Genomic DNA, 24462 nt, shown 5'->3' with positions numbered 1-24462 from the left:
GTTCAGGATCTCCTTGGCGTTGGCGAGGTCGTCGAGCTTTTTCTTCTTGCCGTTCGCCAGCGCCTGGCTGACCAGCCCGATGGCCGTATCGTGGTCGCCCGCGACGATCGCGTTGGCGAGGTCCTCGTACTTGATGGTCATTGGTATTTCTCCAGATGGAACCGGGCGGACGTCAGCCGGCGCGGAACTTGCGGCGGCGTGTCGCCTTGGCCGTCTTGGCGACAGCGAGCGTATCGGCGTTGGTCGCACCCTCGGAAATCTCGGCGATCCGGGCGAGGATTTCCTCCGAGAGCGGCTCCGGCTTGTGGTTCTCGAGAATTTCTCTGACCACCTTGTTGCAGGTTTCGTGCGTCCATGGCTTACCGTTGGCCGACCAGTTCGTGTAGTTCTGGCGACTGAACACCCGCGGCTTCCACTGCTCGGCCATGTAGTGGCGGTTCGTGTGTTCGCGATCGAGGAAGATGAGGTTGGGCAGGCCGGCGCCCACTTCGCGGATCACGTCGAGGGCGAGCGTCTCCTCGGTGATCGCGGAATTGCGCATGAAGTGGCGGACGGCGGAAACGCATTCGTCGGACAGCACGAGGTGCTCGAACGATCCGATGAGGTGGGACTCGAGGCTGCCCGCGCCGAGGTTCAGGTGGCATCCGGTCATCGCTGCGGTGAGGAAGCTCCAGAGCGTCTCGGCGCCGGCCTGGGCATCGATGACCTTGGCGTCGGTGATGCCGGCCGTGGACATCACCGGCAGCCCGAGGTCGTGGACGATCTCCGTGTACATGGCCCCGAAGCGATGATACTCGGGCGTGCCGGAGAGCATTATTCCGAGCTTCATGTCGATGATCGCCGGCAGGATCGACATGATGTAGGGCGAGCCTGGATTCTTCAACTGGCAGGCGGCGAGCGCGACGAACGATTCCGCGAGGCAGATGGCGGTCGCGCCGGGCAGGGTGATCGGCGACGAGGCGCCCGCCATCGTGAAGGCGCCGTAGCGGACCGGAAGTCCCTGGCCGGCAAGGTAGAGCATCTTGTCGAAGCTCGAATTCTTGTGCTTCAGCGGCGAGAGGGCATCGTCGAGATGCATGATGTAGGGGCGCTGGCGCAAATTGTCCCAGCCGCTACAGGCAACGGCCGCGATCTCACAGATCGCCTCGAGGTCCTTGGCGTCCGAGGCCAGGTACATGATCGGCTTGGTCGTGTTGGCGACCATGGCCTCGAATTCGTGGACGAAGCAGTCCTTTCCATAATCCTCCGCGAGTGAGCCGAGCGTGAACATGAAGTCGAGGTTGGGCAGCGCGTCGGTGACGAGGGCCGCCTTGCCGATGTCGGCCTTGGTCCACGGCCGCCGCTCGCCGGTCAGCGGATCGTACATGTGCGGCGTTGCCGCGGTCGGCGCGAAATAGCTGTTGCGACCTTGCAGGAAGAGCGTCGGCTCACCGTTGCGGTCGTAGATCGTCAGGCGCCGGGGAGCGTCGCGCAAGGCCTGCTCGATGACGCGCTGGGGGATGAAAACCTTGCATCCCTCGTCGTCGAGCGGCTCGATGCGGCAGCCGGCCTTGCGAAAGAGTTCGAGCGCCTCCTTGCTGCCGACGCGGTTGCCCACGACCTCGCAGATTTCGAAGGCCGCGTTGATGAGCACACGACGCTGGTCGGGTGTGAGCACGGTCATCATGGGAGACATCTGCTGGGTGAGACCCGCCCATTTCAGATCGCTTGCAACCATGTCGCGGAGATCCTGTGATCGAGGCGCGCGCCACCCGGAGCCGAATCGCGGTTACCGGAGGCAAATGCCGGTTTCGTCCTGTGGCAGGATGGTAGGCGGGCGCGAGTTCGGCCATCAAACGATAAAAACTCGTCCTATGGCCCAACTTCTGGTTATGCGTAGAAGGCGCGACGAAGCCGGGTTTCCGAACGAACGCGTGAGCGTCGGCCGGCTCGTCAGCTCGTCGTGGCGACCGCGGCCCAGACGCAGAACTCCGCCTCGAGACGGGTCAACTGGCGGCGGCTCGTCCAGGCGAGGTAGTAGCCGAGCCCGGTCTGAACTTGCCAGTCACCGACGCGAACGAGCGAGCCTCTCTCGAAATCCTCGACCAGGAGTTGCTTCCAGCCGAGCGCGATGCCGTTGCCGAGGCGGGCGGCCTCGAGGATGGCGGGATAGGACGTGAAAGTCAGCCTCCGCTGGCTCGACGGCAAGTTGACGCCATGGTCCGTGAGCCAAATCCTCCAATTGATCCAATGCCAGTGGTTGTCCTCGAGGTCGAGCAGATCCTCTTCGACGAGGTCCTCCGGGCGCTCGATCCTCGGGCGACTTTCGAGGTAGGAGGGGCTGCAGACGGGAACGACGATGTCCTCGATGATCATGCGGCTTTCGCGCTCCGACCAGCGTCCGTCGCCATGCAGGATGGCTATGGTGATGTCCGAGGCGAGGCACACGCTCTCGTCGTTGTTGACGACGACACGGATGGCCACGTCGCGGGCGCGGCTACGGAATTCGGTCAGTCGGGGCATGAGCCACATGAGCGCCACGGTCTCGTCGCAACCGATCGTAAGGCTGCGGTCCGCACTTGCGAGGCGCTGCTCCTGGGTGGCGTTGGCGAGGTGTGACAGCGAGCGGACGACGACGTGCAGATAGTCACGCCCTTCCGGCGTCAGCTTGACGGAACGGTGCTGACGCGTGAATAGCCTGCACCGCAGACTCGTCTCGAGAAGATGGATCTGCCGGCTGACGGCCGCCTGTGTGACGTTGATCTCCTCGGCAGCGCGCGAGAAGCTCTCCAGCCGCGCGGCCGCCTCGAAGGCGACGAGCGTTCCGAGAGGGGGCAACTGCCGTTTCAATTTTGACATAACTGTGCGTCATCCAAAACGGCCAAAATTCGTTGCTTGAGGCCATGTAGCCCATGTGTAACGATCCCCTCCATCAGAATGCGACAGTCGTCAAGAGCGGTCGCGGGGCGTCGATTTGTGACGCGTCGCCAGCGGGAAGCGGCAAGGTCGCACTGATCAAAACGTAGGCCATCGAACGACAAACCGATAGGATGGCCGTTGAGCCGACCTGGCTCGGGAGGAAAACATGGCTGACGATGTGTCCAGCGACCTGTCCGCGCGGGCGGACGCTACCACCAATCAGGCGACCAGCGACCAGGGTGCTCCGAACCGGCGCGATGTGCTCAAGTCGATGTCGGGTCTCGCCCTTGCGGGTACCTCGCTCATCGCATCTCCGATGATCATCGGTCGCGCGTCACCGGCCAGCGCCCAATCGGCCTTCGCGGGCGAACAGCTCATCGTCGTTAGCTGGTCCGGCAATCACGAGCAACTGTTTCGTGAAACCATCATCCCGGCATTCAACGACCGCTACAAGACGAAGGTCGAAACCGTCGGCGGTTGGGACCAGATGATCACCCAGATCAAGGCCGCGCCGGAGGACAACCCGCCGTTCGACATCACGATCGGCGACGAGTACATTTCCTCGTCCGGGCTCGCCGAGAAGGTTTTCCTGCAGACCGACCGCGCCAAGGTGCCGAACCTCGAGAGCGTCTATCCCTGGTTCTACGAGACGCGGAGTAAGGAGGCCGGCATGCACGGCGTCCCGTTCGGCGGTGGCACGCCCATGCTGATCCTGCGCAAGTCGCTCGGCATCGAGGCGAACTCGTGGGAGATCATGTGGGACGACAGGCTCGCCGGCAAGGTGACGCTGGATGCCGGAACCTGGTGGTGGTCGCTGTCACTGCCGGCCATCGTTTCGTCCGCGGCACCAGGGCTGTCGGAGCTCTACGGCTGGCCGGACCTCGCGCTGCCGCTCTATGAAAAGCTCGACAAGCTCAAGGTCGCGCGCTGGTTCAAGGACGGCGCCGAGCAGGCGAACATCCTCAACCAGGAGGAGGCGGACGCCGGAGTGACGTATTCGACGGACGCCTACACCTACATCGAGAACCAGCCGGACGAGTATTTCATCACGATCCCGAAGGAAGGGACCTCGGCCTGGACGGACTGGTTCTTCAAGGTGCGGGGCACCAGGCACGGCGACCTCGCGGACACCTTCCTGAATTTTATTCTCGAAAAGGAAGTGCAGGAGTCGTTCATCAACAAGTCCCTGGTGTACATGTCGCGCCAAGACATCGCGGTGCCGCCGCATTGGCAGCAGGACTACCCGAGCTCGAACGACGAATTGCGTGGTAAGTTCAACATCATCACCATGGATGGTTGGGACAAGATCACGGCCAGCTGGGAGGCAATGGAGAACCGCTTCAAGGAGACCGTCGTCAAGACGACCGCCAACTGAGACGGGGCGCCGCGCGTGTAGGCCGGGTGGGGCCGGCTTGCACGAAGCCTCGGGCCATCGAGCGCAAAGCAGTGGAGCAGGTCTGGGTGAACCGTCATTCGATCGTTGCCGGGCGCGTTACCGCACGAACGCGCGGACCGACCGGCGAATTGCCGGCCCTGGAACTCGAGGGGGTTTCGAAGTTCTACGGCTCCGTGGTCGCCGCCAGGAACCTCGACCTCGAGGTCGGGCGTGGAGAGTTCATGACACTCCTCGGGCCGTCCGGCTCCGGCAAGACCACGGCCCTCAGACTGATCGGTGGCTTCGAGCGCCCGACCTCCGGAGCCATCAGGATCGATGGGCGTCGTGTGGAGCGCGTACCGGCGTATGGCCGCGATACGGCAACGATTTTTCAGAGTGGCGCGCTCTTTCCCCATATGACGGTCTCCGAGAACGTCGCTTACGGATTGAAATTGCGGAAGGTGCCGGCGGGTGAGATCGCCGAGCGCGTTGCCTCCGTTCTCGAGATCGTGCGCCTGTCCGGACTCGAGGGACGATATCCGTCACAGATGTCGGGTGGCCAGAAGCAGCGCGTGGCGCTCGCCCGTTCGATCGTCGTCAAGCCCTCGATCCTGCTGTTCGACGAACCGCTGTCGGCGCTCGACCTGGCACTCCGTCTGCAGCTCAGAACGGAGATAAAGCGGCTGCACGAGCGCCTCGGCTTCACAGCGATTTTCGTGACGCACGACCAGGGCGAAGCAACGGCGCTTTCCACCCGTGTCGCCGTCATGAACCGGGGCAGCATCGAGCAGTGCGACACGCCGGAGGAGGTCTTTCGGCGTCCGGCCAACGAGTTCATTTTCAGCTTCATTGGCGAGTCCTGCCGGCTCGACATGGAGTGTATTGGGGGGAAATACCGTGACACGTCGGGTGCGGAACTCGATCTGACGCTGTCGAACGCCGAGTGCTCGGGCCCCTGCCGCCTCTACGTGCGCCCGAGCTGCTTCAAGCACGGCGGCGCGGCGGCCGAGTGCCCGAACCGCCTTCGAATCCCTGTCGATGTCGTCGAATTTCTCGGAGAGGCCTATCGCTATCATGCGAGTATCGGTGCCTCGGAGGTTTTCTTCGACGTTTATGGAACGCGCGCCCACGCGGTCGGCGATGTCGTGGAACTCGGATGGGGCAACGGCGAAATGTGCATCTATCGCGGCGACAGCTGCATCTACCAGTCGGCGTGACGATGGCTGGAGAGGGCAAGAGCGAACCGAACGCGACGAGGCCCGGGGGCGGAGTGGCGCTCGTGCCCTGGCTGCTCATGATGCCGGCACTGCTGCTCGTCATCGTGTTTTTCACCGTGCCGCTCGCCACGATGTTCCGCATGAGTTTCAACGAGTGGATCCCTCCCAAGCTCTACACCGAGGGATTCACGTTCGACCATTATGCGCGTCTCGTGCGCGACAACGTGTTCCGTGCGGCGATCATGAACACGGTCGTGCTGGCGCTGGTTGCGTCATGCGTGACGGTGTGCATTTCCTATACCTTCGCCATGCTGGTTTGGCTGAAGCCGAGCAGGTGGCGCCTCATGTTCATCGCGCTCGCGCTCTGTCCACTGCTCATCTCCGAGATCGCCGTGATCTTCGGATGGTGGATGTTCTTTCCGAAGAACGGCCTCTTGTCCTACGCGCTCTATGGCGCGGGGCTCGTCACGGAGAAGACGAGCCTGATGTACACCGAGTTCGCGGCTCTGGTTGGCCTCGTCTACATCAACATCGCGTTCTGCTTTTTCATCATGCTCTCGATCTTCGACGGCACCGACAAGCGCCTGCTCGATGCGAGTGCCGATCTCGGAGCAACGCCCTTCACGACCTTCCGGCGCGTGCTGCTCCCGGTCACCTGGATCGGTGTGGTGGCGGCATTCTCCCAGGCCTTCATCTGGTCGATGGGGATTTATGCAACGCCGACGGCGCTCGGGCCGAACAATCTCTGGACGATCGGTTTCCTGATCCAGGAGCAGATGCTCGGCAAGTCGAACTGGCCGATGGCCTCGGCGTTTTCCATCTTCCTTGCGGTGGTGGTCGCGCTCGTGATCGTGACGCTGCGTCTCCTGTCACCCAAGAAGACGAACCTCCATGGCTGAGCGCACGGTGAACCGGCAGGCCACGAGCCTCGCCAACGCGGGGAACCAGCGGGGCGCCATCCTCATGGACCGCGCGCTGAATTTGGCGGGGGCACTCTTTCTCGTCTCGATCTCGGTCTACATTCTCATCCCGATTCTGGTGACGTTGGTGATGTCGTTCAACGACGGCAACATCATCCGCTTTCCGATCAAATCCTGGTCGCTTCGCTGGTACGAGGACGTCGCGTCGAGCCCGCAGTACAGGAGCGCACTCTGGAACAGCGTCATCATCGCGAGCCTGACGACGCTGGTGTCGGTGCTGGCGGGCGTCTCGGCCGCATGGGTCTTCTTTCGCTACAGCTTTCCCATGCGGGGGTTGCTCTATCTGCTGCTGCTGTTTCCGCTCTTCATGCCGGGGGTCGTGCTCGGGCTCGGGGTCGCGATCGTCTACGGCGGTTTCGAGGTGTTCGGCGTGCCGGCGTACGGCTCGGTCTATCTCGTGGTCGCGGCCCATTCCCTCTGGGCGATGCCGCTCGTCTTCATGCTCATGGAGGCGACCTTCAAGACCGTCGACACCCAGATCATCGAGGCCTCCTACGACCTCGGCGGCAGACCGGTGCAGACATTCCTCCAGATCGTCGTTCCGGCCGTGTCGACGGGGTTGATCTCCAGCGCGCTCTTTGCCTTCGTGATCTCGCTGAACGAGTTCGTCATGGCGCTGTTCCTGACCACACGTGACACCCAGACTCTGCCGGTCCTGATGTGGCTGTCGCTTCGCTCGGCGGGCACGTCACGCCTGGCCGTCGCAGGCGTCGTGCTGGCACTGGTCGTCGTTCTCAGTGTCGGGCTCATGCTGTTCTGGCACGTACGGCACATGCGCCGTTACGGGCGCTAGTGTTGCGTCTCGATCTCGGTTGATGTTCGCCACAAATCGCGTCGCATGCTAACCTCACCGTCCATATTCGCGTTGCTGCGGGGGGTGCCTTGAGGTTCAGTCTGAATTTGACGCACAAGGCGTTCGCTGCTGGTGTGGTCGCGCTGGCGGGGTGCTTCGGCTCGGTCGGCGCGGCCGAGGAAAATGCCCCGAAAGGGGCCGATCCGTCGAGCCCGGTGTGGGCCTCGATCTGCATACGGGACAACGCGAAGAGATTGCTGGGCTGCCGTCTGGTGCAGCAGATCTTCGTCAAGAAGGGCGAGCAGCGGGCGCTGCTCATCGCCGCCCAGATGCGCTATCCGGTCGGTGGGGTTCCCTATTTCTTTTTCCGCCTGCCGGTTGGACTGGACTTGCCGGCCGGAGTGACCATCGGCGTCTTCAAGGAGGGCGCGAAGGAACCCGCCGTGGCGGCCAGAGGCGCGATCCAGACGTGTGATCGCCAGGGCTGCGCGGCCACCGTGCATGTCAGTGAGGATTTCCTCACCGTTTTGGCGAGTGGGCAATCCCTCAGCGTCGATTTTCGCGCCGTCTCCGGCGAACCGATCCGCGTCGGCCTCGGCCTGCAGGGCTTCGCGCGGGAAAGCGAGGTCGTCAGGGCGCGCGTCGCCGCAAGGGACTGAACTCGTAGCGTCCGGTGCTGCTGTGCGGGGAGGCCTTGGCCTCCTCCGCGCGTCGTCGGCGCTGCCTCTTGCGTCAGTAGCGCAAACTGCCCTTCAGCATCAGCCCATGCTGCGCCGAAGTCTCGCCGATGTGGCCCTCGTAGGCGAAACTGAGGGTCGTGCCGTCGTCGTGGATCGCGGTGATACCGGCTTCGATATCGGCCACGACATCGTCGAAGGAGCTGCGGATGGTGAATTCGCCCGTGCCCGCCGGGGCGCCTGCGAAGCTGGCCGTCAGGGTTTGCTCGCTGTCGTCGTAGAAGGTGACGCCGGCCTTGAGGAACGGCCGCATGACGGCGTCGCCCTGGCGCAATTCGGCGCTGAATTCGATTGCGGGTGCGATGGAGAAGATCGTGTCGCTAGCGCTGGCAATATTGAGATTGGCCGCGCCCGCGCCGCTCTCGGCGATCGCGTCCCGCTCGAGATGCGTCACATTGACGTCGACGAGGGGCTTGGCGACCCAGCCGCCGAGGTCGATCAGATAGGCGGCCCGCAATTGGCCGGCGAGATAGGTGACATCGTGCTCCGAGGTCGCCACGCCCGTGAAGCCGCCGAAGTTGATCGAACGCGCGGTTTCGTAATTCGTCTTACCGCCCGTGGCGGTGGCCGCCAGCAGCAGCGGTCCGGACTGATATTTGAGCGCGCCGCCGACCTGGAAACGCTCCCCGTCGCTCGAGGCTCCGGCATCGGTCTCGAGGGAGGTGGTCTCATAACCGAGGGCGAGGCCGACGAACCAATCGGGCATCAGCGCGAGCTGCGCGCCCGCCGAGATCGATGCGACCCGCTCCTCGAAGCCGATCGTATCGGTGCCGCCGTCACGATCGAACATGCGGCCTTCCGGGCGCACCCACAGGCATTCGCCTTCGCTGATGGCGGTGAAACTGCCACCAGCCATCCGGCAGGAGAGGAGATTGCCCGCGAACTCCCCCGCGCCGAGCGTCGTCGATGTCTGGTTGTCGAGGATCGTTTCAGGCGAGAGCTGATCGAGCGCGGCGAGATAATCCGGCAGGTTCGTCACGCCGTTCAACAACGCGTTCAGCATCGGCCAGAGCGTTCCCCCGCCGCTCATGAGACTCTGATTGAGTGCCTCGCCGATTGCCATCTGGCGCCCATTGAGGCCGTTGGTGCCGAGCAGGGTCGGGTCGACCGGTCCCGGGGGTGGGGGCGGCGACTCTGGAGTAAAATCGATGGTGTAGCCGAGGACGACGTCGTTGGCGTTGGGATAGAGCAACTCCGCCACCACCGCCGGGCTGAGCGGCGCGAGTGCGAGGCCGTTGTCCGTCGCCCCACCGGCAGCCGTCAGGATGGTGACCTGCCGGGCGACGTCCGCGGGGTTGAGGAAATTCACCTGGACGGTGCCGGCGAGCGACGCCGTGCCGCCGACCGTCAAGAGATCGCCGGTGCCGGCGGCCACATCGACGTCGACCATGAACGTGCCGGCGGCGGTCTGCGTGAAATTTCCGTCGATGGTGGCGCCGCCGACCGCGCCGGGGCCCGCAACGGAGAGATTTGCCGAATTGCCGAAGAGCGGCGTCGTCACCGAACTCCCGTTTGCGAGATCGAGCGTGCCGCCGGTCACCGTCGCGGAGGTCGAGAAATCATGCGCGCCGGTCAGTGACCAGATGCCCGCATCGGACTTTACCAGCACTTCGAAATTCGTGTGCACCGCGCCGTCGAGCGTGCCGCTACCCGTGCCGGTCAGCGCGATGCTGTCGTTGTCGGCGCCGCCATCGACGAGCGTTCCGACGCCGAAGCCGGCCGTCGGGGTCAGCCGCAGCATGTCGTCTCCCGCGCCGAGCAGGGCCTTGCCGTTGAGCACGCCGTCGAGATTGACGGTGTCCATGCTTGCGGATTTGAAATTCGTGTTGATGGAATACGTTCCGCCCGTCACGCTCGCGCCGGAGGCCACATTGATCTCCGTCGCACCGTTGGAAATCAATCGAATGCCGTCGGTGCCGCCGTTGACGTCGCCGGTGACTGAAATCGTCGTGGTGTTGGCGGAGAAACCGTAGATCCCGTATCCGCTCGTCCCTGTGACGGCCGCGACCTCGATGGTCAGCGCGCCGCTCCCGTAGTTGCGAGCGAAGATGCCGTGCATTCCTCCCTGGACCGCGCCGGTCGCTGTGATGCCGAGGTCGGTGCCATAGTTGCGGGCGTAGATGCCTCGGCCGCTCGTGCCTGTGACGGCTGCGGCATCGATGGTCATCGCGCCGGTGCCGTAGTTGCGGGCCGAGATGCCGTGCGTTCCTCCCTGGACCGCGCCGGTCGCTGTGATGCCGAGGTCGGTTCCGTCAAAATTTTGGGCGGAGATGCCGTTGCGGATCGATCCGGTGACGGCCCTCGCCTCGATGGTCAGCGCGCCGCTGCCGTAGTTGCGGGCGTAGATGCCGTAGCTAGCGCCTTGGACCGTGCCAGTGGCGGTGATGCCGAGGTCGGTGCCTTGGTCGCAATTGCAGACGTTGATGCCTGTAAGTATCGTCCCGGTGACGGCCGCGGCCTCGATGGTCAGCGCACCGCGACCATCGTTGCGGGCGACAATGCCGTCTATGCCACCTTGAACAGCGCCAGTTGCCGTGATCGCGAGGTTGGTTCCATTGTTGCGGGCGTAGATGCCTCGGCCGTTCGTCCCGGTGACGGTCGCGGCCTCGATGGTCAGTGTGCCTCTGCCGTAGTTGCGGGCGGAAAGGCCGCCGGTGCCTCCCTGGACCGCGCCGGTCGCCGTGATGCCAAGGCTGGTGCCATGCTCGGAATTGTAGGCGTCGATCCCGATCGAACTCGTCCCGGTGACGGCCGCGGTCTCGATGGTCAGAGCGCCGCTTCCTTCATTGCGGGCGGCAATGCCACGTGTGGCGCCCTCGACCGTGCCGGTGGCCGTGATGGCGACGCCGGTGCCGGAGCGCTCACTCCAAGCGGAAATCCCGGCGCGGGCCGTCGCTGTGACGTCCGCAGCCGCGATGGTCAGTGCGCCGGCGTAGGTTTTGGCATAAATGCCATAATTGCCGCCCTCGACCGTACCGGTGGCCGTGATCGCGAGGTTGGTTCCATCGTTGCGGGCGTAGATGCCTCGGCCGCTCGTCCCGGTTACGGCCGCGGCATCGATGGTCACCGCGCCGGTGCCGGAGTTGTGGGCGAAAATGCCGTGGGTGCCGCCCTGAACAGCGCCAGTCGCCGTGATGGCGAGGCCAGATCCAGCCACAGAGTTCCGGGCGTAGATGCCTAGGAAGCTCGTCCCGGTGACGGCCGCGGCCTCGATGGTCAGCGTGCCGCTGCCATAGTTGCGGGCGAAGATACCGTGGGCGCCGCCTTGGACCGTGCCAGTAGCCGTGATGCCGAGGTCGGTGCCTTGGTTGCGGGCGTCGATGCCTTGGTTGGCCGTCCCTGTGACGGCCGCGGCCTCGATGGTCAGCGTGCCGCTGCCATAGTTGCGGGCAAAAATGCCGGCGGAGCCGCCCTGGACAGCGCCCGTGGCCGTGATCGCGAGGTTGGTTCCACGGTTTTGGGCGGAAATGCCGTAGCGGGACGTTCCTGTGACGGCGGCGGCCTCGATGGTCAGCGCGCCGGAACCGTCGTTGCGGGCGAAGACGCCGTCGGTGCCGCCCTGAACAGCGCCGGTCGCCGTGATTGCGAGGTTGGTGCCATCGTTGCGGGCGTAGATGCCTCGGCCGCTCGTCCCTGTGACGGCCGCGGCCTCGATGGTCAGTGCGCCGGAACCGGTGTTGCGGGCGAAAATGCCGTGCGTTCCTCCCTGAACAGCGCCAGTCGCCGTGATGGCGAGGTCAGTGCCCTCGTTGCGGGCGAAAATGCCGTAGCGGGATGTTCCTGTGACGGCCGCGGCCTCGATGGTCAGCGTGCCGCTGCCATAGTTGCGGGCGAAAATGCCATCGACGGTGCCGGCAACCGCGCCGGTGGTCGTGATGGCGAGGTCGGTGCCACGGTTGACGGCGTAGATGCCGGGCCCCCCTCCACCGGTGACGGCCGCGGCCTCGATGGTCAGCGCGCCGCTGCCGAAATTCCGGGAAGTAATGCCGGCGGAGCCGCCTCCGACTGTGCCGGTTGCCGTGATGGCGAGGTTGGTGCCATAATTGAGGGTCCAGATGCCTAGGTTGCTCGTCCCGGTGACGGTCGCGGCCTCGATGGTCAGCGTTCCCCCGCCATAGTTGGCTGCAAGGAGTCCGTGCTGCCCGCCGAGGATGCCCAAAGTGGTGACGACGCTTACCGAACCCGGCGTTGCCCCGTCATTGCCGTTCGAGCGAATGTCGACGCCACGCAAGGAGCCTGCGATCCCGTAGCCCGTCGCGCCGATCGTGCCGCCGACCGTGTTCGTCAGGCTGATCGCGCCGTTGCCGGTGATGGTGATCGCGTTGCCGCCTGAGCCGCGCGTATCGATTGTCGCGCCGGTGTCGAAGGTCACGGCGGCATTGTTCGCATTTATGGTCTCAGAGGCGGTCCCTGCGCCCGAACAGAGATAGGTGCTGCCCCCGGTGTTCACACAGATGCCGGCCGCATCGGCGCGCCGACCGCCGTAACTGATCAGGCTCGGAATCACGAGGGCCGTCGTCAGCAGCAGCCGTGAGCGCACTTCGAGCTTACGGGCCCGCTCGAGCGGCCCGTTGGACATGACAGACGACATGCTTCCCCCTGGACAGACAGGCCCCCGAAAACGCAAAAAACAACAGGTCACATGTCGCGTGGAAAACGACCACGCGGCGGATTCGAAAAGCGATTTTCTACGGAACGCGGATTGCGAGGAGTGCCCGAGGCACCCGGCTGGCCGCACAACTCGGAACGCGGCGCCGCGAATTCGATGAGACGGTAGTTGTTACATCACGAAGGGCAAATCGACCACTGTACTTACTTACAAACTTGTGGGTTAAAAGCTCGTTAAATCAACCCCGGAACAAGATCGTTCACGTCCTGTGACTCAACCGACACGCTGCCGGCCGGCGCGCCCGGGGCACGGTCGGGCACTTCACGATGGCGGACTTGACGCATGCGTGCAGGGCAACCTAACGCTGAGGTCAGAGGCCAGGGGGACCAAGCCGTGAGCGACGCGACAATCGAAGAAAGCGGACGAGGTGGCGAGCGGGCGCCCGTCGCCGAAGCGGGGACCGATCAACCGCAACAGCCGGCTCCCGTCAAGTATTCCATGTCCGGCGGGCTGGTCGGCTTCCTGGCTGCTCGAGACATCTCGATCGCGGCGACCTCCTATCAGTCCGGCAAGCTCTACCTGATCGGCCGCAACCCGCACGGCGGCTTGATGATCAATGAGAATTTCTTCCGCAAGGCGATGGGGCTCCATGTGGCCGGCAAGGGGCTATACCTTGCGACCCTGTTCCAGATCATGCGGCTCGAGAGCGGTGTCGAACCGGGGCACCTGGTGAACCGGACGTTCGATGCGTGCTTCGTGCCGCGCACCACCCATGTCACCGGCGTCCTCGATGCCCACGATGTCGGGGTCATGGACGACGGGGAGATCGTCTTCGTCAATACGCGCTACAACTGCCTCGCCGCCGTATCTGAGAAGCACAGCTTCCGTCCGATCTGGAAGCCGTCGTTCATCTCCCGGATCGTCGACGAGGATCGCTGCCATTTGAACGGCATGGCGATGGACGGGGGCCGGCCGCGCTACGTGACGGCGGTCAGCAAGTCCGACACCATCGACGGCTGGCGCGACCGCAGGGCGAGCGGCGGCATCGTCATGGATGTCGAGCGCAATGAAATCATCTGCGAGGGGCTCTCGATGCCGCATTCCCCGCGCGTCCATGGCGGCCGGCTCTGGCTCTTGAATTCCGGGACCGGCGAACTCGGCTGGGTCGATGGCGTCGGGGAGAATGGCGGCGGCGCAGGTCGGGGCGGCTCGGCGGGAAAATTCATCCCGTTGGCGTTCTGCCCGGGCTTCGTGCGCGGCCTCGCCTTTTCCGGCAAATTCGCCTTCGTCGGATTGTCGAAACCGCGCTACGAGCGCTTCGAGGGGCTGGCGCTGGATGAAAAACTCCGCGCGACGGACTCCGAGCCCTGGTGCGGCATCCAGGTCATCGACCTCGACACGGGCGCCTGCGTGCAATGGTTCCGCATCGACGGCGCGATCGGCGAACTCTACGATGTCGCGGTCCTGCCGGGCATCGCATGCCCGATGTCGCTCGGCTTCATGACGGATGAAATCCTCGGCCTGATCACGCACGAGGCATTCCCCGGGGAGACGAACCCGAGCTGACGTCCGGCCCGTCTCGAGGTCCGGGACGACCGATGGAGCGTGGCGACCGACCCTGACGCGGATGCGCCGCCCGAGCCGGGTTCATCGCATGGTGTGGACCTTGCGCCGAAGCCAGCCGGAGCCGATTTCCGCCAGCAGCACCAGGATGATGATCGTCAGCAGGATCGCCGCCACGCGCGTGCTCTCGAGTTGCTGCGTCGTGCGCTTGAGATACCAGCCCATACCTCCGCCGCCGAAGAATCCGACGACGGTGGCCGCTCGGAACGCCACGTCCCACGTGTAGATCGCGATCCCCGTGAATGCGACGCGGACCTGTGGCAGCACGGCATACTGGAAAACCTGCAACGGGCTGGCCCCCACCGCCCGCAGGGCCTCCACCGGCCCCATGTCGATCGCCTCCAGTTCGTCGGCGAACAGCTTGCCGGCAAAGCCGATGCAGAACACGGTCAAGGCCAATGTGCCCGCCAGCATTCCGAAGCCGAACATGGTGACGAACAGGATGGTCCAGATCGTCTCGTGGATCGAGCGGCTTCCCATGATCGCAAGTCGCCCGAGTGGATAAAGCACGCGCCGGCTGATGGTGATGTTGGTGGCGGCCATCCAGGCAAGAGGGATCGAAATCAGCACGCCGGCAACGCCCCCCAGCAGCGACATCTCGAGCGTGCGCAGCACCGAGCGCAGGAACTCGGCCTGCGAGATGTAGTCGATATCCGGGGGCACATAGCGGGTCGCCAGGATCTCCGCGAGGCGCGGAAACGCTCCGAGCAGACGCTCGAGGTCGATGTTGAGGAAGACGATCGAATAGCCGAGCAGGGCGAGCGCCACCAGCAGCCCGCCGAACCTGAGCGTCGAGCGTGGATGGCGAAAGCGCGACCACTCCGGTCGGGCCTCCCGCGCTGGCGCGATCTCCGTCGAGGTGCTCATGTTCACGGCTCCACCACGTGTTTCAGATCACGGCCTTGCGGGCATAGTGGGATACGATCTCACCGATGATGATGAGCAAGAGCACGGTGAGGATGACCAGTGTGACGCCCCCGTAGTTGAACATCGCCATCTGGCGGTAGAAGGCGAGGCCGAGCCCGCCCGCTCCGACCAGCCCCATCACCGCCGAGCGTCGGATATTGATGTCCCACTCGAAGATGATCGTGCCGATGATGACCGGCAGAATCTGCGGGACGATACCGTAGTACATGACCTGGAACTGGTTGCCGCCGACCGCTTTGATGGCCTCGATCGGTTTGGGATCGATATTCTCGATCGCCTCGGCGGTGATCTTGGAAATGAAGCCGATCGAGCGCATGGCCACCGCCAGTATGCCGGGCAAGGCTCCGAGGCCGACGGCCCCGACGAACAGCAGGGCCCAGATGATCTCGTGGATCGACCTGCTCAGCACCATCAGGAACCGCCCGAGCGGATAGAAAAAATAGCGGCTCGGAGTCACGTTGGCGGCGCCGAACCAGGCGACCGGCAACGCGAGGACGCATCCCAGCAGGGTGCCGAGTGTCGCCATCATCAGCGTCTCGATGGCCGGCAGGATCAGGTTCGGCGCGATCGACCAGTCCACCCACAAGAATCGCTGCAGCGTGCCCGCGACCCCCAGGAGCCCGCCCATCCGCCCCCAGTCGGTATCGAACACGATGGTGTCCCAGAAGCACCATGCCAGCACCAGCACGGCGCCGCCGAACAGGAGCCAGTTGTTGAGCCTGCGCCTGCGCGTGTTGGCGAGGTAGCGAGCGAGGCCCTCGGATGCGGCGGCTGCCTCGGTCGCCCCCATCACAGCACCTCCATGGCATAAATCTCTTCGAGATTTTTCTTGCTCATGGTCTCCGTCGGACCATCGAATTTCTTGTACCCGTCCTGCAATCCGATGATGCGGTTGCATGTTTCCATGGCGAGCTGCACATCGTGGATGTTGCAGAGCACGGGCACCTTGAACTCCTGCGCGAGGTTCTTGATCAGGCCCATGACATCCCGGGAGATTTTCGGATCGAGCGCGGAAGTCGGCTCGTCCAGCAGGAGCAGCTGTGGCTCCTGCATCAGCGCACGGGCGATGCCGACACGTTGGCGCTGACCGCCCGAGAGTTCATCGGCTCGCTTGTCGATATGGTCGGTGAGACCGACCCGAGTGAGAATGTCGATCGCCCTTTCGATGTCCCTGCGCGGAAAGTGCTTGAACAAGCTCCGAAACACGCCTGTATAGCCGAGCCTGCCGGACAGCACATTGTCCATGACGGACATGCGATTGACGAGGTTGAATTCCTGAAAAATCATCCCGATGCGCCGCCGCAGGCGCCTGAGGTCCCCGACGCCGAGCTCTGTCACCGATTGCCCGAAGAGCTCGATGCGCCCTTCGCTCGGCTCCACCAGACGGTTGATGCAGCGGATGAGTGTCGATTTGCCGGCGCCGCTCGGACCGATGATCGCGCAGAAATCCCCCTCGTCCACCGAGAAATCTATTCCCTTCAGGATCTGTGGTCCACGCGCATCGTAGCTGACCTTCAAACCTCGGACTTCGAGGATCGCCATTCGGGCCTCCGTCGTGCCGTTCGGGCCGGGCGGTTGTCGCCGTCCGACCCGAGCGTCGCATCGATTCACTGTGCCTTCTTGGCTGCGGCGAGCTGGCGAATGATATCGTAATCGCTATCCTGCATGGGGACGTACCGCGTGGACTTGATGCCATCGAAGAACGGCTTTGCCTCGGGGTTTTCGTGCAGCGTGAGGAATGCGTCCCTGATCGCGGCGAGAATGGGCTCGCAAAGATCGGTGCGATAGACCAGCGGATCCTGCGGAATGATCCCGGATTGCCAGATCACACGGTAGTCTTCCGGCTTTGCAAGGCCGCGGCCGATGACGTTGTCGAGGCGATGGGTCGCAACGAACGCGCTGTCGACGCGACCTTCCTTGACCGCCAGACCGGACTGGTCGTGTCCGCCCGTGTAAACGACTTTGGAGAAATATTTCTCGATGTCCTGACCGGTGCCGATCACTTCCCCGAACACCATGCGCGGCATCAGGTTTCCGGATGTGCTGGCCGGGTCGGCAAGGCCAACCACGGTGCCCCTGAGCGCCTCGATGCTGTCGAACTTGGAATCCGACCGCGAAACCAGAACCGCGCGGTATCCGGGTCCCTCTTCCTGGAAGTGCCCCTTCACCTTGGTGTAGGTCGCGAACACCATCAGCGTGGGGTCCTTCTCGCGGGCCAGCACGTAGGAGTTGGGACCATGCACGCCGATGTGCACCCAGCCGTTCACCATGCCCTCGATCACCGAGGCATAGGAGGTCGGCATGAAGAATTCGATGCTCTTGCCGGTCTTCTGCCTGAGGGCCGCCAGCAGTGGCTTGTAAATGCCGAGTTCCTGCGTCGTCTCCTCGGTCGGGATGATCGAGAACACCAACTGTTTCGGATCCTTGCAGTCCGCGGCGTTGGCGACGGTGGTCGCCAGGGCCAGACACGCGGCGGTCGTGAATAGTTGCGCAACGCGTTTGATAGACTTCATTTCATCCTCCTTGGAAGTTTTCCTCGATAAGCCTCGTTCGCCGAGGGCTTCTTGTGGACGTTGCTCTATGCTGCGGATTCCTTTCCGGCGAGCCCGGCATGCGGCATCATGGCCGCGCGCGTACCGATGAAGTTCTGGCCGCGCTCGCCATCGAATGCGGCATCGATCAACTCACGCCACTCCGCGTTGTCGATGCCGTAGCTGTGGTGGGAGGTGGCAATTCCCATCCGCTCGAGCAGCTCGGTCAATCGGTCCGCCGCGGTCATGGCATCGGTTTCGAAGATGGCGGCCAGGCCGCGTCCGCAAAGCCCGTCCGCGCCTGCCATGCTGCGAATGACCATCGGCAGGGTGAAGGAGCAGGCGATGCCGTGGGGCACGCCGTGCCGCAACGTGATCGGATAGGATAGCGAATGGGCAATCGCGGTCTTGGTGTTGGAGAAGGCGAAACCGGCCAAGAGGGCCGCCTCCGCCATGCGCGCTCGCAACTCCGCATTTGCGAGGTCATCGATCAGCGCGGGCAATGTGGCCAGCACGCCCCGGGCGGCCGCGACGGCGTGCGCCAGCGAGACCGGGTTGGCGTTGCGGTTCCAGAGGCTCTCGAGCGAATGCGACAGCGCATCGAGGCCGGTCTGGATGGTGAGGGCCCGTGGCTTGCCGATCATCAACTCGGGGTCGACGACGGCATGTTCCGGATAGAGCCGCTTGTGGGCGAGCGAATACTTCTTGCCGGTCGCCCCGTCCCAAACGGTTCCCCAGCAGGTCACCTCGCTGCCCGTGCCGGCGGTGGTTGGCACGGCGATCAAGGCGAGCGGGTCGACGGTGTCGCTTCCCGTGCGCCCTTTCAGATAGTCGTCGACCTTGCGGTAGTCGCCTCGGGCCGCTGCGAACACCTTGGCGCTATCGATCACCGATCCGCCGCCGAGCGCGACGATCACCTCGGGCTGATCCTTGAGGTTTCCGAACCGCCGGACCTGGCTGGCGAGCTGCACGACATCCGGGTTGGGCAGCACATCGTCCACCACGATGACGGGCGGGCCCGCCGAGGCCTGGAGCCGTGCCGCCAGTTCCTGGAAATACGCATCGCGGTAGGTCACGAGGCCATAGTCGCGCGTGCCGATCAGGTCGGCGAGCAGTGAGAAAGTGCCCCCACCGAAACGAACGTCCACCGGGTTGAAGTACGACGCCACGACAGCTTCCTGAGCACCGAGCCTGACCGAGAATGTGACAGTGGGCACGTCGTTTGCTATTGACAAATACAAAATTCCCCCGCGTCACATAGACTATGGCTATAGTATTTTCGCAGCTCCGCTCGTTTCATGCCGTTGCCGAGCACGGCGGCTTCACGGCCGCCGCCAAGGCGCTGTGCATCAGCCAGCCGACCGTCACCACGCAGGTCAGGGGCTTGGAGGACCGCTACGGTGTCGAGCTTCTGGTACGGCGCGGCCGCCGCGTGGAGCTGACAGAGACCGGTGCCGCGCTGTTCGACATCAGCCGCAGGCTGATGAAGTTGCACGAGGAGGCCGACGAGCTTTTGAACAGCAGCGGCAGGCTCACGACCGGGCATCTCAGGCTTGCGGCCGTCGGCCCCTTCCATGCCACTGAAATGGTGGCCCGGTTCCTGAGCAGCTACCCGGCGATCACGGTCAGCATGCTGTTTGGCAATTCGGATCAGACACTCCAGCGCATCCTGGAGCTCGAGGCCGACGTCGCGATCCTGGCGCACGCGGTCGACGATCCACGCGTCGATTCGGTTCCGTTCGGAACGCACGAGGTGGTTCTTTTCGTCAATGCGGAGCACCCGTGGTACGGTAGGACAACGGCGCGCATCGCAGAATTGGCGGGGCAGCAGCTGGTGCTGCGCGAAACGGGCTCGACCACGCGGCGGGCCTTCGAGTTGGCTGCCGAAGCGGCCGGTGTGCCGATCCGTCCCTTCCTCGAGATTGGCAGCCGTGAGGGCGTTTGGAAGGCGGTCGAGCGTGGCCTCGGAATCGGTGTCGTGGCGGACTTCGAGTTCGTCAGTCATCCCCGGCTGTCGACGATCAAGTTCGCCGACGTGGACGTGCGGACCGAATACCGGTTGGCATGCCTGCGCGAGCGCCGGCAGTCACCCAAGATCGACGCCTTCCTGCGAACCGGGCTCGCGGGCGGTGCGCCCGCGCAATTGTAGTCCGACGGAGTCGACCGGTGTTCGCCCCGATCCGCAGCGACAAGACCATATGCCGCACCTATGGTTTCGATCTAGAATTGCGATTGGGCAAATCGATCCGATTGGTCCACAGAGGCGTCATTCGACCGAGAACCACACTCTAAGGTCCTGCCATGACGAAGCACTTGCCCCGAGACGACGTGACGGCGAACGGGCGCTCCTATCCCTGGCCGCGCATTCCTGCCATCGCCATCTGCCTCGATGGCTGCGAGCCGGCATACCTGGACGTGGCGATTGCGGCGGGCTTGATGCCGGCGCTCCAGCGGATCGAGGCGAAGGGGACGGTGCGCACGGCGCACAGTGTCATTCCCTCCTTCACCAACCCGAACAATCTGTCGATTGCAACGGGACGCCCGCCAGCGGTCCATGGCATCTGTGGGAACTACCTCTTCGAGCCGGAGACGGGCGAGGAGGTGATGATGAACGATCCGCGGTTTCTTCGTGCGCCGACGCTCTTCAAGGCATTCTACGATGCCGGCGCCAAGGTGGCGATCGTCACCGCCAAGGATAAGCTGCGCGCGCTGCTCGGCCACGGTCTCGAGTTCGACGACGGGCGCGCCGTCTGCTTCTCTTCGGAACGCTCCGATACCACGACGAAGTCCGAACACGGCATCGAGAACGCCTCGAAGTGGTTGGGACGCGCGGTGCCGGAGGTTTATTCGGCGGAGCTCTCGGAGTTCGTGTTCGCCGCTGGCGTCAAGTTGCTGAAGGAGTTCCGGCCGGACGTCATGTATCTGACCACCACGGACTACGTGCAGCACAAATATGCGCCGCAGGACGCCGAGGCCCAGGCATTCTATGCCATGTTCGACAGATACCTCGCCGAACTCGATGCGTTGGGCGCGGCCATCGTGGTGACCGCCGACCACGGCATGAAGCCGAAGCACCTGCCCGACGGTTCGCCGGCGGTGATCTACGTGCAGGACCTGCTGGACGAATGGCTGGGCAAGGATGCCGCCCGCGTCATCCTGCCGATCACCGACCCCTACGTCGTGCACCACGGCGCGCTGGGCTCCTTTGCCACCGCCTACCTACCCAAGGGCACCGACGTCGCCGGTATCCTCGCGCGGCTCGCCGCGCTGCCGCAGATCATCGTCGCCGTCGACAAGGCGGAGGCGTGCCGGCGCTTCGAGCTCCCGGCCGACCGGATCGGCGACATCGTTCTGGTCTCGGGCGAGAACATGACCATAGGCACGAGCGAACACCGCCACGACCTCGCCGCGCTGAAGGAGCCACTGCGCAGCCACGGTGGGCTGACCGAGCAGGAGGTTCCGTTCATCGTCAACAAGCCGATGCCGGACATGCCCACCGCGCCCGAACTTCGTAATTTCGATGCCTTTTTCCACGCGGCCCGGGCCGCCGCAATGACCGCCGAGGTCTGAGGAGCCACCCCGATGAACGTCATGCACAAGCAAGCTGTCCGCCACGAGGCGATGCGCATTGGCGGCGAGAAGGTGACGACGAAAGACGTGGTCGAGGTGCTCTATCCCTATACCGATGAAGTGATCGGCACGGTGCCGGCCGGCACCGCGGAGCATGCCGCGCGCGCTTTCGAGATCGCCGCCGGCTACCGGCCCAAGCTGACCCGCTACGAGCGTCAGCGAATTTTGTTCCGCGCGGCCGAGCTGATCCGCGAACGACGCGAGGAGATCGCCCACTGGCTGACGTTGGAACTGGGCATCTGCAAGCAGCACTCGCTGTACGAGACCGGCCGTTCCTACGACGTCTTCACGCTGGCGGGCCAGTTGGCCATCATTGACGATGGGCAAATCTTCTCGTGCGACCTGACCCCGCATGGCAAGGATCGAAAAATCTACACCAAGCGCGAACCGGTCCGGGCGATCTCGGCGATCACGCCGTTCAACCATCCGCTCAATATGGTGGCCCACAAGATCGCGCCGGCCATCGCCACCAACAATTGCATGGTGTGCAAGCCGACCGAGCTGACGCCGCTGACCGCCATCACGCTGGCCGACATCCTCTATGAAGCGGGCCTGCCGCACGAGATGTTCCAGATCGTCACCGGCTGGCCGAAGGACATCGGCGACGAGATGATCACCAACGAGCACATCGACATCATCACCTTCACCGGTGGTGTGCCGGTGGGCAAGATGATCGCCTCGAAGGCCGGCTACAAGCGCACCGCGCTGGAGCTTGGCGGTAACGACCCGCTCATCGTCCTCAACGACCTCGACGATGCCGACCTCGACAAGGCGGCAACCATCGCCGTGGTGGGTGCCACCGGCAACTCGGGCCAGCGCTGCACCGCCATCAAGCGCATCCTGGTGCAGGAAAAGGTGGCTGACCGGTTCGTGTCGCTGGTGCTGGAAAAGGCCAAGAGGATCCGCTTCGGCGATCCGATGGACCCGGAAACCCAGCTCGGCTGTGTGATTCACGCAAAGGCGGCAGAGACCTTCGAGCGTCGCGTCTACGAAGCCGAAAAGCAAGGCGCGAAGGTGCTTTACGATCCGGGGCGCAAGGGTGCGCTGCTGCCACCCATCACGGTCGACCACGTTCCGCACGACTCCGAGCTCGTCTACGAGGAGACCTTCGGCCCGATCGTCCCCATCGTGCGAGTGCCGGACGACGACGCCGAAGTCATGGCGATCTCCAACTCGACGCCCTTTGGCCTCTCATCGGGCGTGTGCACCAACGACTTCCGCCGCATGCAGGCCTTCATCGAAGGGCTCGACGTCGGTACCGTCAACATCTGGGAACAGCCCGGTTATCGCATCGAGATGAGCCCCTTCGGCGGCGTCAAGGACAGTGGAAACGGCGTCAAGGAAGGCGTCCTCGAGGCCATGAAGTTCTTCACCAACGTGAAGACCTACTCGCTGCCCTGGCCGAGGTAGACCTCCCTTGCGAGCAGTGCGGGGCGGCGGGGTTCCCCTCCCCCCGCAACCGGCCGCCCTCGAGGTCAGCCGGCCGCACCGCCCGCCAGCGCGGATCCGCCCGAGGCCGATGCTTTCACTCGCGCCGGATCAATACTGGTTGTTGAGGGCGTCGACCGCCGGGATTTCCCTCTCACGCCTTGCGATGAAATCGCGCAGTGCCTCGTCGATGCCGGCCTCGATCTTCGGCTCCTCGTAGGCCTCCAGCATGGCCCGCGCCTCGCGTAGTGCCCGTTCGGTGGTGCTCCTGGCGCCGTCGATGCTCCACTGCTCGAAGGAGTTGTTGTCCAGGAGCTTCGGCATGAAGAAGGCGCGCTCGAAGTTCGCCTGGGTGTGCGGATGGCCGAGATAGTGCCCGCCGGGACCGATATCGCGGACGGCGGCGAGCGCTTCATCGAAGTCGTCCCAACGCAGACCCTCGGCCATGCGGTATCCCATGGCGCACTGTTCGGCATCGACCACGAACTTCGCGATCGAACAGTGCATGCCGGCTTCGTTCCAGCCGGCCGAATGCCAGATGTAGTTGGCGCCGGCCATCAGCACGGCCATCAACGTGGAGGCGCTTTCGTATCCGGCCTGGGCATCGAAGATCTTGGAGCCGCCGAGCGTGTTGGAGGAGCGCCACGGCAGTCCGTAGTGGCGCGCCATCTGACCGATCATGAAGTTCATCAGGGAGATTTCCGGCGTCCCCGCCATCGGTGCTCCGGACTGCATGGAGACCGTGGAGAGATAATGCCCGTAGATCGCCGGGCAGCCCTTCCTGACGACTTGCGTATAGGCGAGGGCGGCGAGCGCCTCGGCATTGAGCTGGGCGACGGCGGGCACGCTCGAAGCGGGCGTGTTGGCGCCGCCGAGCACGAACGGCGAGCAGAGGATCGGTTGGTTCCGCCGGCAGAAGGCGCGCATGGCGCCGAGCATCACCTCGTCCCAGACGAGTGGTGAATTGCAGTTGCAGTTTCCGGTGACGACGGGGTTGTTGTCCATGAACGCGGCGCCGAAGAGGATGGCACACATGTCGAGCACGTCCTCCGCGTTCTTCGGCGATGTCGTCATGCCCATGAACGTCTTGTCGGAATACTTCATGGAGGAATAGGTGATCCGCAGGTGCCGGTGCGCGACCACGTGGTCCATCGGCTCGACGATATGGTGGGACGTCGAGTGCAGCGCCGGGCTCATGTGCGCGAGCTTGTGCAGGATGGAAAGGTCGGCAAGCGTCGAACTGCGGCGCACGTCGTCGAGATCGCGGATGTAGGGAGCGCCGGCCATCGGAACGAAGACCGCGTGGTCCGCGCCGAAGGGGAGATTGTTTTCCGGGTTGCGTGCGTGATAGGTGAACGTCGCCGGGATCGTCGAGATCAGCTCGCGCACCAGCCTGCGGTCGAGGTGGACCCGGTCGCCGGCGCGCACGTCCGCCCCGACAGCTCGCCAGTCGGCGATCGCCTCGGGGTCGCGAAAGACTATGCCGACCTCCTCGAGAATGGCCATCGAGGCGGCATCGATCCGTTCGATCTGGTCGGGCGAGAGCGGCTCGACGAGCGGCAGGTTGCGCTTCAGCGCTGGCAGCATCCGGCTGGTGCGGTCGGTGCGCAGAACCCGGCGGGCCCCGCGTCCGCCACGCCTCGCCCGCCCTGGGTGATCGTCGGAACCGGCTCCAATGCTCATTGGCCTTGCCTTTCATGTCCGCGTTCTCGGC

At 64.2% G+C, this 24462-nt stretch carries 18 protein-coding genes; 9 read left to right on the top strand and 9 right to left on the bottom strand.

Going from position 1 to position 24462, the window contains the following annotated elements; genetic code table 11:
* Positions 1-172 precede the first annotated feature (172 nt).
* Positions 173-1717, bottom strand: a complete 1545-nt coding sequence (locus GC150_05465) for a hypothetical protein (protein MBI1384339.1) — start codon at positions 1715-1717, stop codon at positions 173-175.
* Positions 1718-1932: 215 nt separating this feature from the next.
* Positions 1933-2838, bottom strand: coding sequence for a LysR family transcriptional regulator (locus GC150_05460; GenBank protein MBI1384338.1), 906 nt, complete (start codon positions 2836-2838; stop codon positions 1933-1935).
* A 226-nt stretch (positions 2839-3064) separates the two neighbouring features.
* On the opposite strand from GC150_05460, the gene GC150_05455 reads away from it, so the two are divergent.
* The 5 genes from GC150_05455 to GC150_05435 all read left to right on the top strand — a co-directional run bounded on the left by GC150_05455 (position 3065) and on the right by GC150_05435 (position 7922).
* Positions 3065-4273: an extracellular solute-binding protein gene (locus GC150_05455; GenBank protein MBI1384337.1), complete on the top strand. Its 1209-nt coding sequence runs from the start codon at positions 3065-3067 to the stop codon at positions 4271-4273.
* Between the two features lie 86 nt (positions 4274-4359).
* The gene (locus tag GC150_05450) at positions 4360-5490 is read left to right on the top strand and encodes an ATP-binding cassette domain-containing protein (protein ID MBI1384336.1); all 1131 of its coding nucleotides are present in this window, start codon (positions 4360-4362) and stop codon (positions 5488-5490) included.
* Positions 5430-6389, top strand: coding sequence for an ABC transporter permease subunit (locus tag GC150_05445; protein ID MBI1384335.1), 960 nt, complete (start codon positions 5430-5432; stop codon positions 6387-6389). The genes GC150_05450 and GC150_05445 overlap by 61 nt, the downstream gene beginning before the upstream one ends.
* Entirely contained in the window at positions 6382-7263 is an 882-nt protein-coding gene (locus tag GC150_05440; GenBank protein MBI1384334.1) for an ABC transporter permease subunit, read from the top strand. Before GC150_05445 ends, GC150_05440 begins: the two co-directional genes overlap by 8 nt.
* A gap of 35 nt (positions 7264-7298) precedes the next feature.
* Positions 7299-7922, top strand: a complete 624-nt coding sequence (locus tag GC150_05435; protein MBI1384333.1) for a hypothetical protein — start codon at positions 7299-7301, stop codon at positions 7920-7922.
* Positions 7923-7995: 73 nt separating this feature from the next.
* Here the strand turns inward: GC150_05435 and GC150_05430 are convergent, their stop codons facing one another.
* Positions 7996-12591, bottom strand: coding sequence for an autotransporter domain-containing protein (locus tag GC150_05430; GenBank protein ID MBI1384332.1), 4596 nt, complete (start codon positions 12589-12591; stop codon positions 7996-7998).
* Between the two features lie 516 nt (positions 12592-13107).
* On the opposite strand from GC150_05430, the gene GC150_05425 reads away from it, so the two are divergent.
* Positions 13108-14175 carry a TIGR03032 family protein gene (locus tag GC150_05425; protein MBI1384331.1) on the top strand — a complete coding sequence of 356 codons (1068 nt, stop codon included), beginning with the start codon at positions 13108-13110 and terminating at the stop codon, positions 14173-14175.
* Positions 14176-14256: 81 nt separating this feature from the next.
* On the opposite strand, the gene phnE (GC150_05420) is transcribed toward GC150_05425, so the two are convergent.
* The 5 genes from phnE (GC150_05420) to GC150_05400 all read right to left on the bottom strand — a co-directional run bounded on the left by phnE (GC150_05420) (position 14257) and on the right by GC150_05400 (position 18859).
* Entirely contained in the window at positions 14257-15099 is an 843-nt protein-coding gene (gene phnE / locus GC150_05420) for a phosphonate ABC transporter, permease protein PhnE (protein MBI1384330.1), read from the bottom strand.
* 22 nt (positions 15100-15121) lie between these two features.
* Entirely contained in the window at positions 15122-15949 is an 828-nt protein-coding gene (phnE, locus tag GC150_05415; GenBank protein ID MBI1384329.1) for a phosphonate ABC transporter, permease protein PhnE, read from the bottom strand.
* Entirely contained in the window at positions 15949-16701 is a 753-nt protein-coding gene (gene phnC / locus GC150_05410) for a phosphonate ABC transporter ATP-binding protein (GenBank protein MBI1384328.1), read from the bottom strand. The genes phnE (GC150_05415) and phnC overlap by 1 nt, the downstream gene beginning before the upstream one ends.
* A 65-nt stretch (positions 16702-16766) precedes the next feature.
* Positions 16767-17672: a phosphate/phosphite/phosphonate ABC transporter substrate-binding protein gene (phnD, locus tag GC150_05405; GenBank protein ID MBI1384327.1), complete on the bottom strand. Its 906-nt coding sequence runs from the start codon at positions 17670-17672 to the stop codon at positions 16767-16769.
* A 65-nt stretch (positions 17673-17737) separates the two neighbouring features.
* Positions 17738-18859 carry an iron-containing alcohol dehydrogenase gene (locus GC150_05400; protein ID MBI1384326.1) on the bottom strand — a complete coding sequence of 374 codons (1122 nt, stop codon included), beginning with the start codon at positions 18857-18859 and terminating at the stop codon, positions 17738-17740.
* Positions 18860-18954: 95 nt separating this feature from the next.
* Here GC150_05400 and GC150_05395 point away from each other — a divergent pair, with 95 nt between their 5' ends.
* The 3 genes from GC150_05395 (at position 18955) to phnY (ending at position 22730) form a co-directional block, all read left to right on the top strand.
* Positions 18955-19839 carry a LysR family transcriptional regulator gene (locus tag GC150_05395; GenBank protein MBI1384325.1) on the top strand — a complete coding sequence of 295 codons (885 nt, stop codon included), beginning with the start codon at positions 18955-18957 and terminating at the stop codon, positions 19837-19839.
* Positions 19840-19991: 152 nt separating this feature from the next.
* Positions 19992-21260, top strand: coding sequence for a phosphonoacetate hydrolase (phnA, locus tag GC150_05390; protein ID MBI1384324.1), 1269 nt, complete (start codon positions 19992-19994; stop codon positions 21258-21260).
* 21 nt (positions 21261-21281) lie between these two features.
* Positions 21282-22730, top strand: a complete 1449-nt coding sequence (gene phnY / locus GC150_05385; protein ID MBI1384323.1) for a phosphonoacetaldehyde dehydrogenase — start codon at positions 21282-21284, stop codon at positions 22728-22730.
* 129 nt (positions 22731-22859) lie between these two features.
* Here phnY and GC150_05380 read toward each other — a convergent pair whose 3' ends face one another.
* On the bottom strand, positions 22860-24431 hold the full coding sequence (locus GC150_05380) for a trimethylamine methyltransferase (GenBank protein ID MBI1384322.1): 1572 nt from the start codon (positions 24429-24431) through the stop codon (positions 22860-22862).
* Positions 24432-24462: the final 31 nt, after the last annotated feature.

It is taken from the genome of Hyphomicrobiales bacterium (assembly GCA_016125495.1).
Taxonomy (GTDB): domain Bacteria; phylum Pseudomonadota; class Alphaproteobacteria; order Rhizobiales; family RI-29; genus RI-29.
The sequence above is the reverse complement of the archived record's forward strand: the minus strand, read 5'-3'. Positions and strand labels throughout refer to the sequence as shown.

Bases quoted from the DNA above. Each gene is read 5' to 3' on its own strand.
- GC150_05465 (MBI1384339.1), bottom strand. From the start codon at position 1,717: ATGGTTGCAAGCGATCTGAAATGGGCGGGTCTCACCCAGCAGATGTCT.
- GC150_05460 (MBI1384338.1), bottom strand. From the start codon at position 2,838: ATGTCAAAATTGAAACGGCAGTTGCCCCCTCTCGGAACGCTCGTCGCC.
- GC150_05455 (MBI1384337.1), top strand. From the start codon at position 3,065: ATGGCTGACGATGTGTCCAGCGACCTGTCCGCGCGGGCGGACGCTACC.
- GC150_05445 (MBI1384335.1), top strand. From the start codon at position 5,430: ATGGGGCAACGGCGAAATGTGCATCTATCGCGGCGACAGCTGCATCTA.
- GC150_05440 (MBI1384334.1), top strand. From the start codon at position 6,382: ATGGCTGAGCGCACGGTGAACCGGCAGGCCACGAGCCTCGCCAACGCG.
- GC150_05430 (MBI1384332.1), bottom strand. From the start codon at position 12,591: ATGTCGTCTGTCATGTCCAACGGGCCGCTCGAGCGGGCCCGTAAGCTC.
- GC150_05425 (MBI1384331.1), top strand. From the start codon at position 13,108: ATGTCCGGCGGGCTGGTCGGCTTCCTGGCTGCTCGAGACATCTCGATC.
- phnE (MBI1384330.1), bottom strand. From the start codon at position 15,099: ATGAGCACCTCGACGGAGATCGCGCCAGCGCGGGAGGCCCGACCGGAG.
- phnE (MBI1384329.1), bottom strand. From the start codon at position 15,949: ATGGGGGCGACCGAGGCAGCCGCCGCATCCGAGGGCCTCGCTCGCTAC.
- phnC (MBI1384328.1), bottom strand. From the start codon at position 16,701: ATGGCGATCCTCGAAGTCCGAGGTTTGAAGGTCAGCTACGATGCGCGT.
- phnD (MBI1384327.1), bottom strand. From the start codon at position 17,672: ATGAAGTCTATCAAACGCGTTGCGCAACTATTCACGACCGCCGCGTGT.
- GC150_05395 (MBI1384325.1), top strand. From the start codon at position 18,955: ATGGCTATAGTATTTTCGCAGCTCCGCTCGTTTCATGCCGTTGCCGAG.
- phnA (MBI1384324.1), top strand. From the start codon at position 19,992: ATGACGAAGCACTTGCCCCGAGACGACGTGACGGCGAACGGGCGCTCC.
- phnY (MBI1384323.1), top strand. From the start codon at position 21,282: ATGCACAAGCAAGCTGTCCGCCACGAGGCGATGCGCATTGGCGGCGAG.
- GC150_05380 (MBI1384322.1), bottom strand. From the start codon at position 24,431: ATGAGCATTGGAGCCGGTTCCGACGATCACCCAGGGCGGGCGAGGCGT.